This window comes from Synechococcus sp. RC10A2, from assembly GCF_047502605.1.
On record NZ_JANSHP010000055.1, the window covers coordinates 1 to 10,743 of the forward strand.

Consider the following 10,743-nt stretch of genomic DNA (forward strand, 5'->3'; position numbering starts at 1 on the left):
CCCGTTGCGGGTCGTGGGACAGAGACTTGAACGCTGCTATCGAGATTTTGAAGCGTGGACTCAGGTCCCCCCGTATACGGGGGGATATAGGGGGGCGGTGGGACTGCCGCTCTCTGGCTGTGGAGGATCCTGGTTTACCAGTCCGTTGAAGCAGCAACTCCGAGAAGTGATTCTCGGAAGCTCCCGTCTACAGCCCGTCAGGGCTTAGCGGGAGAAGATGTCACTTCACCAGCCCTTCCCCACCGGGGTGTTGGTTGGGGTAGTCCCCCGCCGGGAACTTTTCGCCAGGGTGATAGGGTGTGGCCCAGAGGTGGTGGGCCAAATACCCCGCCCGTCGATACAGCCAGGAGTCGGGGTGGGCCAGGAGCTGGACATTTTCTCCTGGGATCAACTTGTAGGCCACCGGCTGCCCCAGGCGATTGTGGCGGTTGGGGTTGACAATCTTCCAGTAGCGCCCCCGCAAGGGATCCACCGTTTGCTTAGCTTCCTGCTCGGTTTTGAGCAGGGTGGAGCGGGCGCGGAAGGCGTTTCCGTAGGGGTTATCCGGCCCCGGCGGCAGCGGCTCGGCATGCACTTCGTAGAGGGAGTTGCCCGGCCCATCCACCGCCATGTCCAGGCGAACGGTGAAAAAGTGCTGGTGGTTGAGACCAGAGAGCTGCGGCGCCACCAAGACGCCAAATTCCGGCTCCTCCCCCGGCAGGGTGGCGCAGGTGTTGATAATGCCGGTGAGCTTGGCCTCGAACTCCAGGGTGCCATCCTGGTAAAAGTACCAGAAAAAGCCGTAGTCGTAGTTGCCGATGGTGGTAAAGAAAGAGAGCACCAGCCGCCGCGAGCGCCGCACCTGGGCTCGCTCCGTGCGCCAGTCGGTGTGCTTCCAGAGCACGCCGAAGTCTTCTTCGTGCATGCAGATGGCGTTTTTGAGGAGCATGGGCTCGCCGCTGTTGCTGGGCAGCCAGGCATCGAAGTAGTAGATCTCCCCCAGGCAGTCGCAGCCCAGGCGCAGGGAATTGGCCTGCATGCCGATGCCGTATTCCCCCACGTCAAAGGCGTTCTTGCGGCAGTGGGGATCCCGCGGATCCCCGTAGGGCACCACCATCTCGGCTACCGAGGCGCGGTAGAGAATGGGGCGAAGGCGGCCTTGATCCTCGTAGCTCACCTGGTGGAGGACGAGCCCCTCTCGCGGGTTAAAGCTGATGCGCAGATCCCACTTCTGCCAGCGGATGTGGTGCCCCTCCACCTGGAAGCTCACCCCTTGGGGCTGAGTGATTTCTAGCGGCTTCAAGTCTTGGCGAAAATCTTTGAAAAACAGCTCGTCGAAGTTACCGGACTCCGGCGGCAAGGGCCACAGACCCCGATCCTCCACCTTGACAACTTGCATGCGGTTGAGGTCAATCCAGGGGTAGAGCCCCTCGATGGGGCGGGCATAGCCGTTGTCGCAAGGGGAAGTACGTAGGAAACAAAAGCCTCGCACCAGCCGCCGCCCTTCTTCTTCCGGGATCCCGAAGTAGCCCACCGTCCAGTAGTCCACCATCACCAAATCCACATCGGCAATCCCCCGCCGCTGCAGAGCCGCCAAAAATTGGGGATCCTCTTTGAGCAGGCGGTCGCAGGCGTACACCTCATCGTCGAGCAGAGGGGGCTGCACGCCCGGAACGAGCTGCCAAGAGCGCACCTGCTGTGTTGACAGAGAGACCACGGCTTCGTAGGTGTTGCCACTGGCCGGATCCAACAGCACCACGAAAGCCTGCCGATCCCACGGCTGCCCCGGCTGCCACGCTTCCATCCAAGGCCGCTCCGGCTCTTGTAGCTGGATGGTCACAAAGCGCCCCTGAGAACTGAGGAGCCGTTGCCGGCGCAGGATCTGCACCACTTGCCGCATCTCCTCAGCACTGAGGGGATCCAAGGGGTGGCCTTGGGGCAATGAAGCCTGGCCAAGCAAAGCAGATTCACTCGACTGGCTATGTCGATCCAAACTGGGAGAAACTTCACAAACCACAGCAATAACCTTGAATTCTTCGGTTGGAAAATGATTGAGTTGAGCTAGGAAAAAATAGGGAGAAGTCTGCTGAGAAAGGTCAAAGGGATCCCTTCGCTCGCCATGCCGCGGGCCAGCCCATCAACCCAACTCAGAGAATCCAGAAAACCTAACAGCAGGCTAAACAGACTATCCTGTTGCCATCGCCAACATCGGGCAACTTTGCAAGAGATACCCGGGGAAAGGAAAACTTAAGCCAAAGCCCAAGGAAGTGAAGACAACCTCGGCCCTGCTAATTGTCCAGATCTAGCAATCTTCTGTTTCCCCGTCCGCTAACCAAATGAAGAGGGCAACGGCACCTTGAGAAGCCGCGCCAGGGCGAACAGGAAACCGTCAACCCATCGGGAAAATCTGAATACAGGTCTTACTACAGATAAACCCAAACTCGAGAGCAGGAGAAGTTTTCTGTGATTAAACGTCAGGCTTAGCGTTGCATAGAACAGCATAAAAAAGAAGAAACGCTTCACGCAGGCTAAGGGCAGGATCACACCGAGAAAGCTCAACGCAACGTCAACTCTCGCAAGAGCGCAAAGACATCTCGAAGCCTGCCCTGACCCTACCTGCCAGGGGGATCCCACCACTTGGGATCCGAAATGCAACTGACGATACTATAGCAGAGGCACCCCCCTTTCCCACAAGCCCGGCCCAAAGCCTCCCGGTCGCATCAGCAGGGTGTGACCCTAGGCCTTCTCCCCGTGAAGTTGAAGTCCAGCTCAAGTTGAAGGTTTGGTGTCGGAGAACACATATCTAAGAGTTACCCTGGAGCCATGCTTAAGGTTAGGAATTTCTAACAGTTCGAATAGTAGGATCTCCCAGGTTCTCTGAAAATCGTCCACAATGAGGCAGGGCTCATAGAATCTGGTGAGGGAGATGGCTTCAACTCGATACCGCCTGGTGCCGGTGCGGCCAGGAGACGGCAGCTTTTATCCAGAGCATCTCTATTTGGCCTTAGAAGCCACCCAACTGGGCTATTGGCAACTGGATTTGCGCACCTGGAAGTTGAGTGCCTCTCCCCAATGCAAGGCCAAATACGGGCTGGATCCCGGCCAAGATTTCACCCTGGAAGTGTTTTTGCAGCACGTTCACCCGGAAGATCGCCAAAGGGTGAAAGAAGCTTTGCAGACGGCTGGGCCCAGGGCGGTAGAGGGGGATCCCAACTTTTCGGTGGAATATCGGGTTTACCAGGCCGACGGCCAGATGCGCTGGCAGCTTTCCCAGGGGATTGTGCTCTTGGGGCAGAAAGGGGATCCCGGCCAGGTTGTCGGGGTGACCCTGGATATCAGCGAGCGCAAGCAATTAGAGATCACCTTGGCCGAGCGAGAGCGCCACTATCGCCAGCTCCTGGAAGCCCTGCCCGACATGCTGCTTCGTCTGGATCGCCAGGGCCGCTGTCTGGAGTTCAAGCCGCCCAGCCATTTTTCTGTCCCCCATCCCCCTGCCTACTACCTGGGCAAAACTCCTGAAGAGCTGTTTCCTGATACCGGTTGCACCGGTGGGGCGGAACCCATAGCCCAAGCCATTCGCGAGCATCTGGAGCTGGCCTTGGCAACCCGGCAAGCTCAAGAGATCGAATACCCCTGCCCAGAGGGATCCCCTCAGCCCCAATATCGCCAGGCCCGCATCGTTCCCTTTGGGGAAGATCAAGTCCTGATGATCATTAGAAACATCACCCCTCGTAAGCAAGCCGAGCTGAAGCTGCAGCGGCAATTGCAGCGAGAAAGGCTGTTCAGCCAGCTCATTCAGGCCATCAACGCCTCGCTCGACTTGCCCACCCTGTTTGATGTGGCAGTCCGGGAAGTGAGGGCAGTGTTACAGGCAGCACGGGTTACCCTTTACCAGTACCTGCCGGCTGAGGCTGTATGGTTAGGTGTTGCCAGCTACGTCCAATCGCCTGATCTGCCCACTGCCCTTCACCTGCACATCCCGGATAGTCCAGACATTGTGGCCATCCAATACTTGAAGCAGCTGCAAGTTTTTCATGCGCCGGATCCCGAGCAAGTTTTGGATCCCTTTGCCATTTATGAGAAGCGAGAATACCACCTGGGCCCTTGGCTGGTGATCCCAGTGGCTTGCCAGGGAAAAGTGTGGGGTGCCCTGTCCCTGCGGCGCCTGACCTCAGATCCGGATTGGCAAACCGACGAGATCGAGCTGGCCAAGGCCATTGGGGATCACCTGGCGGTGGCCATTCAGCGGTCAGAACTTTATCAAAAGCTGCAGCAGACCAATGCCGAATTGGATTACCAAGTACGGGTGCGCAATGCAGAGCTCGAACAAGCTTACAACGACGAAGCGCTACTCCAGCTCATCACCGAAGAAATTCGCTCCACTTTGGACGAACAAAAAATCTTGGAAACGGTAGCCCGAGAACTGGCCCTCAGCTTGAACCTATCCAATTGCGCCATTGCCCTGTATGACCCAGAGCGGCAGGTCAGCGTTTTGGCGGTGGACTATTTGGCCGGAGAAGGGATCCGGCGCTTCCCCCTGGAGGTTTCGTTTGCGGATTTCGCCCATGTGCTTCGTCAGCTCCGGCGCGGACAGCTTTGCCACTTCAGCAATCTCCATCACCCCTGCTGGCCCAACCACGACCGCTACACCCTGATCATCGCTCCCATTTGCGACAAAAGGGATCTGACAGCTCAACACGAGGAACTGCTTGTTTTGGGAGATATTTGTGGATCCCGTCCACCGGGGCAGATATTTACCGAGCGGGAACAACAGCTCATCCAACGGGTAGCCGGCCAATGTGCCATCGCCATTCGCCAAGCACGTCTTTATCAGACAATTCAGCGCCAGGTGCAGCAGTTGCAGGAGCTCAACCAACTCAAGGATGAGTTTCTGCACATGGTCTCCCATGAAATGCGCACGCCTCTCACCAACATGAAGCTGGCCATTGGGCTTTTATCCAAAGCCAACCTAACCGAGCGGGAAAGGCGCTACTTTCAAATTTTGGAGATGCAGACCAACCGCGAGCTGGAGTTAATCAACGACTTATTGGAATTGCAAGCCCTCCAATCCGGAAACAAAGTCCTCAGACTTACCTGTTTATCTCCCCAGGAATGGATCCCCAATCTTTGCGAGCCCTTCCGGCTGCGGGCTGCGCAGCAAGGCCAACAGTTCCAGGTGGAATGGGATCCCGACCTTTTGCCCCTCTGCACGGATGAGAGCCTGTTGTCGCGGGTGGTGGGCGAACTTTTGAACAACGCCTGCAAGTACACGCCGGCTGGGGAAAGCATCTGTTTGCGCTTTAGCCAGAGCCATCAACAGGGCCGTCCCGGCTGGCTGATCGAGGTGGGCAATACAGGGGTGGAAATTCCTCCAGAGGCGCTGCCCCGCTTGTTTGAGAAGTTTTACCGTATCCCGCAGTTGGATCGCCGCAAGGCCGGGGGAACGGGCCTGGGCCTGGCGTTGGCCAAAAAGGCTATGGAGATCTTGGAGGGATCCCTGACGGTGGCAAGTCACTCTGGCCAAGTCATCTTTCGAGTGTGGTGCCCCTCTCAAAGTCGAACGCCACAAGCCGGGATCCCAGGCGAATCCACCTAGCGCCTTGCGCAGGACTCGAACCTGCAACCATCGACTTAGAAGGTCGGTGCTCTATCCATTGAGCTAGCAAGGCAAGCTGCAGAGCCATTATATCCTTGGAGGAGTTTCCTCTCTGAGGTCGGCTACGCGGCTTAACCCGCTCTCTTAATGCCCCCCAAGGAGCTTCGTTTGGGGATCCCAGTCGCTAAAGTTATCATGACAAGGTCTTGGTTTGGAGAACCGGGATCTCGATGTCATCGCCTCGCGATCCTAGCTCAGTCGAGGAAAAGAAGGCTGCTCGCGGCTGGGGGTCGGAAAACCCTCCCGGCCTGGAATCTCTCTCTCCGCCAGCCAGGCGCCTGTTGCGCCTCTACCATGGCGGCAGCTTCCTCTTTCTGGGCCTGTTGTGGCTGCTGGTCGGGATCCCCAGCCTTTGGGCGCTGCGGGCAGATATTGTTCGCCTGTGGAACCATTTCACCTGGACAGGCCTGCGCTATGCCCTATTTTACCGGCCCGGCTGGCCCACCTTTGGTTTGCTGCTTTGCGTCAGCTTCACGCTGGGGATCTTGATCGCCCAAAGCCGCTACGAGCTGTTTGGGCTCTATCCTATTGAGCGCTTGATGCTGGAGCGCCAGTCCCGCTGGATTTTGTCTTTGCCCGCCTGGCATCCGCTGCGGCGCTGGCTGGCGCGCACTTAAATGCGCGGAATTTCCCACCGTATAGACGGTGGGAAGGGATAGAGCATAATGAGTTTTCGTCTGTAAACTACCCGGCTCCGACCGCCCCCCCTTCCCCCCCAACCCCCCGTATACGGGGGGCAGGGGGGCGGGGGGATAGGGGGGGTTCCTGCGGTTTCTAGCTGAAAATCTGGAGGTGTTCCGTCCAGGGATCCTCATCCTTGGCCGGGAGGGCAATACGGCAGAGCTAGTGTTCGATGGTCGGGATCGCCGCTTCCCTGGCGGGGTTGCTGGCCGAGGTTCTCCGCGAGCAGCAGGTGCTTTAGGCGTTCGCTCGGCCCGGATCCCTTCAGCGCCGTCTGGAGCAGTGACGTAGCAACCAACTGGCAGCGGCCCGATCGCCTTCATCCCAGGCCAGTCGCTCCACGGCCACCATCACCATCGAGGTAATCACAGCCTCGCTCAGGTGGCGGGAACGCAAGCGCTGCACGGCTGAGGTGGCGGCCTCTAGGTCGCGTCTGCGGATTGCACGCAGCAGCTCATCGGACATAGACAAGGCCAACTCGCCCCACTACCTTTCTACCGCAGGAGCCAGAACCTCCCCTTCTCCTTCACCTTCTTGTCAGATAACGCAAAAGTTTGTCTGGCTTCCCCAAAATCTCTTAAAGAACATCGGCGAAATTGTTGGAGAAATCGTTACACTTTCTTCGTCTCTGGCGTACACTACCCGGCTCCGACCGCCCCCCTTCCCCCCCAACCCCCCGTATACGGGGGGCAGGGGGGCGGGGGGATCTAGGGAGGTACAGGGCGGGGCTCCTGCGCTTTCTAGCTGATCATCTGCCATAATTACAAGAGCGGGATGTAGCGCAGCTTGGTAGCGCATCTGCTTTGGGAGCAGAGGGCCGCAGGTTCAAATCCTGTCATCCCGATGGGGCCGGTAGGGGAAGCGCTAGGGGTCTCCGGGCGCTCGGCCAAACTGGTGGCAGGAACCTCAGCAGGCCAGATCCCATCCCAGGCAAGCTTGCATCACCTGGCCCAAGAGGTATAGGGATCCACAGATAACCGCGGGCGGCTCGTCGAGGTCAGCCGGCTGCTGCAGTTGGGCTTGTAAAGCGGCAAGATCCGGCAGCGCCTGGACAGAGCGAAGATGGGGCTGCAAGATCTGGGCCAGGTGGGCCAGTTCTTGCGGATGGGTTCCGGCGTGGCCGAAGAGGGGCAGGGCGAAGAAGCGATCCCCCGGCCGCAGCAGGGTGGCGAGCATGCCCTTGACGTCTTTGGTGGTGAGAATGCCCATATACCAGGTGAGGGGGCCGGGCTGGTGCTCATCTAGGTAGCGGCGCAGCGCCTGGGCGGCGGGCAAGTTGTGGGCCCCATCCAGCAGCAGCTGGCGGGAGCCAATTTGCACCCACTGTAGGCGACCCGGCCAACGGGTGAGGGCAAATCCTTTCTCGACAGCGACATCTGGGATCCGCCAACCCTGTTCCTGCAGGGTCTCCACAACGGCCAGAGCTACCGCCCCATTGATCAGTTGCACCTCACCGGCAAGAGGCAGGGTAAGCACCTGATCCCGCCAGCAGACAGTCTGAGGACCGGCCCAGTGCAGGGGCTCCACCACCCGCAGGGGGCTGCCCGTCTGCTCGGCTCTAGCCCGGATCACGGCCATCACCTCAGGGGGTTGGGGCGCGCACACAGTCGGGATCCCCGGCTTGAGAATGCCGGCTTTTTCAAAGGCAATTTGCGCCAGGCTGTTGCCCAGACGCTGCCAATGATCCCAGCCGATGGAGGTAATGGCGGTCACTACCGGCTCGATGCCGGCGTTGGTGGCATCCAGCCGCCCCCCCAGCCCCACTTCCATCACGGCAATGTCCACCTTCTGCTGCCGAAAGTACAGCCAGGCAGCGGCGGTAATGGCCTCGAACTGGGTGGGGGAAGCCTCGCCTGGAGCGTAGGTCTGCAGGCAATCTCGCACTTGGGCCAACACCCGGCTCCAGTCGCCTGGCGAAATGTACTCGCCGCTCAGCCAGATCCGCTCCCGCCAATTGACCAGGTGGGGAGAGGTGTAGCGACCGACGCGATAGCCCGCCGCCCACAGCGCGTGGCTGACCCAGGCGCAGACGGATCCCTTGCCGTTGGTGCCGGCCACGTGGATGGCTGGGATCCCGGCTTGGGGCTGGCCCAGGCGCTGCAGCAAAACCTGCATGCGATCCAGGCTGAGGTCGACGCCAAAGTGGCCTAGCGACTCCAGAAACCCCGGCCAATCCCAGGTTGAGATCCCACCCGTCGGCGGCAAGTGATTCGGACTCAAGCGTTCACCTCAACTCAAGATATCCCCACCAACCCCAGCAAAGAGATTGCCCTCCCCTCTGCTCAGGCCGGTTGCGCACTTCCCCAGTGGCGGCAGAAGCCGTCAAAGGTTCACCACAAAAGCATCGCGAATACCCGGCTGCTTCAACACCTCTTCGATGATCCCATCTGGCAGAGGATCGTCGAGGCTGAGCACCATCACCGCATCGCCGCGGATGATCTTGCGCCCCACCTGCATGCTGGCGATATTGACGTTGTAGGCCCCCAGCAGGGTGCCGATGCGGCCGATGATCCCCGGCATATCCCGGTGCAGGGTCATCAGCATGTTGGCGGAGGGGGGCACATTCACCGGGAACTCGTCGATCTGGGTGATGCGCACCTCCCGCTCCCCGATCAGCGCCCCCGAAACAGAACGCACCCCGTTGGGGCCGTGGGCAATCAACCTCAGGGATCCGGAGTAATCCTTCAAAGAGGGATCTCGCGTCTCCACCACGCGAATGCCTCGTTCCTTGGCCTCGATGGAAGCATTGACGTAGTTGACGCGCTCCCGCAGAGCCAGCGTCAAAAGCCCCTTGAGCGCGGCGATGACGATCGGCTGGCCATCTTTTTCCGCAAGGGATCCCTGGAGGCGGATCTCCAACTGGCTCACCCGATCCCCCGCCAACTGGCCCACTAAGTTGCCCAAAGTTTCCGCCAAGTCCAGGTAGGGCTTGAGGCTTTGCAGCACCTCCGCCTGCAGGCCAGGGATGTTCACGGCAGAACGGGCAGGCAGCCCCAACAACACATCGCGGATCTGCTCGGCTACGTCGATGGCTACGTTGACCTGCGCCTCCTCGGTAGAGGCCCCCAGGTGAGGTGTCAGCAGGATCTCCTTGCCCAAGGAAAGGAGAGGTGAGTCTTTGCTGAGGGGCTCGTCGGCAAAGACGTCCAGGGCCGCCCCCGCAATTTGGCCGGACTTGAGAGCTTCATAAAGGGCTTGCTCGTCCACCAAGCCGCCGCGGGCACAGTTGATCAGGCGGGCGGTCGGCTTCATCATGCGGAAGGTCTCAGCGTTGAACAGGTTAGTAGTCTCAGGGGTCTTGGGGACATGCAGGGTGATGTAGTCTGACTCCTGCACCAAGGTTTTGAAATCCACTAGGCGCACCCCCAGTTGCTCCGCCCGCTCCATCGAAAGGTAGGGATCGTAGGCCAAAAGCCGCATCCCCATCGCCTTGGCAATCTGGGCCACATGGGATCCAATGCGACCCAATCCCACAATCCCCAGCGTTTTTTTGTAGACTTCTACCCCGACAAACTCCTGCCGCTTCCATTGGCCCGCTTTCAGAGAGGCATTGGCATCGGCGATGTGGCGGGAGAGGGCCATCATCAGAGCGATGGCGTGCTCGGCGGCAGCAATCGTATTGCCCTCAGGGGAGTTGACCACCAGGATCCCAGCTTTGGTGGCGGCAGCCACGTCGATGTTGTCCACGCCCACCCCCGCCCGACCGATGATTTTCAAGTTCGTCCCCGCCTCGATCACCTCGCGGGTGACCCGCGTGCCGGAGCGCACCATGATGGCGTCGTAGTTGGGAATGACCGCGATCAACTGCTCCGGCGTAAGGTCGGTTTGCACATCCACCTGGGCCACTTGGGAGAGGATGTCGATCCCCGCCTGATCGATGGGATCCGTGACGATAACTCTGGGCATAAGCGACGATAGCCTAATCGGATGTAGGGCAACAGAAGCAGAAGAGCCAATACTGCAAGCTAGGCTGGATCCCAGCCACCCTGTTGACCCAACCTCAGCCGGCACCCTTTAATCTACCGCGAAAGTCCGCCGGCACGCGCAAGACCCGCAGCTCCCAAAGAGCAAAAGTCCCAGTCTCCTGAGCTCCGGCGGAGATGGGGCGCTCACGGGCGGGATCCCACAAGAGCCAGGTACTTGCCGTCAATTAAAAAGATGCCATTGGCAAACTGCACACTGTAGGTGCCCAACAGCCGCCGCTGCAAGATCACCCCTTGTTCGTGCAGCCGAATCAAATGGGCGGGGCGCAACATCGGCATCGGGTCAGCCGTTTTCAAGTAAGGCGGCATCTCTACCACCTCAACCCTCGCCCCCACCGGCAGCAAATCTTGAGCTTCAGACATGACCCCACAAGCATCGACGCTACACAACAAAAGGATAGCTTGGTAGCCCCGCACTTGAGTGCGCGCCGGAAAAGCCCGCTA

Annotated in this window: 7 protein-coding genes and 2 tRNA genes; 3 read left to right on the plus strand and 6 right to left on the minus strand. The window is 59.5% G+C overall.

The genetic code is table 11. The features are described 5' to 3' along the window. Nucleotides 1-220: 220 nt before the first annotated feature. Nucleotides 221-1,996 (minus strand): primary-amine oxidase, encoded by a 1,776-nt coding sequence (locus NW848_RS07345; protein WP_414508407.1) that lies wholly within the window; start codon nt 1,994-1,996, stop codon nt 221-223. A gap of 909 nt (nt 1,997-2,905) precedes the next feature. Here NW848_RS07345 and NW848_RS07350 point away from each other — a divergent pair. Beyond that, the gene (locus tag NW848_RS07350) at nt 2,906-5,575 is read left to right on the plus strand and encodes a GAF domain-containing protein (RefSeq protein ID WP_414508408.1); all 2,670 of its coding nucleotides are present in this window, start codon (nt 2,906-2,908) and stop codon (nt 5,573-5,575) included. On the opposite strand, the gene NW848_RS07355 is transcribed toward NW848_RS07350, so the two are convergent. Continuing rightward, nucleotides 5,576-5,648: transfer RNA gene (locus NW848_RS07355), tRNA-Arg, on the minus strand. Between the two features lie 268 nt (nt 5,649-5,916). Here NW848_RS07355 and NW848_RS07360 point away from each other — a divergent pair. Continuing rightward, complete coding sequence (locus tag NW848_RS07360; protein WP_414510858.1) at nt 5,917-6,252, plus strand: hypothetical protein; 336 nt, start codon at nt 5,917-5,919, stop codon at nt 6,250-6,252. A gap of 328 nt (nt 6,253-6,580) precedes the next feature. Here the strand turns inward: NW848_RS07360 and NW848_RS07365 are convergent, their stop codons facing one another. Next, nucleotides 6,581-6,781, minus strand: a complete 201-nt coding sequence (locus NW848_RS07365; protein WP_041438291.1) for a hypothetical protein — start codon at nt 6,779-6,781, stop codon at nt 6,581-6,583. 305 nt (nt 6,782-7,086) lie between these two features. On the opposite strand from NW848_RS07365, the gene NW848_RS07370 reads away from it, so the two are divergent. Beyond that, nucleotides 7,087-7,160: transfer RNA gene (locus NW848_RS07370), tRNA-Pro, on the plus strand. A gap of 62 nt (nt 7,161-7,222) precedes the next feature. Here NW848_RS07370 and NW848_RS07375 read toward each other — a convergent pair. From NW848_RS07375 to NW848_RS07385, 3 genes are all read right to left on the minus strand, one after another. Further along, entirely contained in the window at nt 7,223-8,536 is a 1,314-nt protein-coding gene (locus NW848_RS07375; RefSeq protein ID WP_240527673.1) for a bifunctional folylpolyglutamate synthase/dihydrofolate synthase, read from the minus strand. A 102-nt stretch (nt 8,537-8,638) separates the two neighbouring features. Beyond that, entirely contained in the window at nt 8,639-10,222 is a 1,584-nt protein-coding gene (gene serA / locus NW848_RS07380) for a phosphoglycerate dehydrogenase (protein ID WP_414402893.1), read from the minus strand. A gap of 203 nt (nt 10,223-10,425) precedes the next feature. Continuing rightward, the gene (locus tag NW848_RS07385; protein ID WP_041438293.1) at nt 10,426-10,662 is read right to left on the minus strand and encodes a DUF3148 domain-containing protein; all 237 of its coding nucleotides are present in this window, start codon (nt 10,660-10,662) and stop codon (nt 10,426-10,428) included. Nucleotides 10,663-10,743: the final 81 nt, after the last annotated feature.

Bases quoted from the DNA above. Each gene is read 5' to 3' on its own strand.
- NW848_RS07350 (WP_414508408.1), top strand. From the start codon at position 2,906: ATGGCTTCAACTCGATACCGCCTGGTGCCGGTGCGGCCAGGAGACGGC.
- NW848_RS07365 (WP_041438291.1), bottom strand. From the start codon at position 6,781: ATGTCCGATGAGCTGCTGCGTGCAATCCGCAGACGCGACCTAGAGGCC.
- serA (WP_414402893.1), bottom strand. From the start codon at position 10,222: ATGCCCAGAGTTATCGTCACGGATCCCATCGATCAGGCGGGGATCGAC.
- NW848_RS07385 (WP_041438293.1), bottom strand. From the start codon at position 10,662: ATGTCTGAAGCTCAAGATTTGCTGCCGGTGGGGGCGAGGGTTGAGGTG.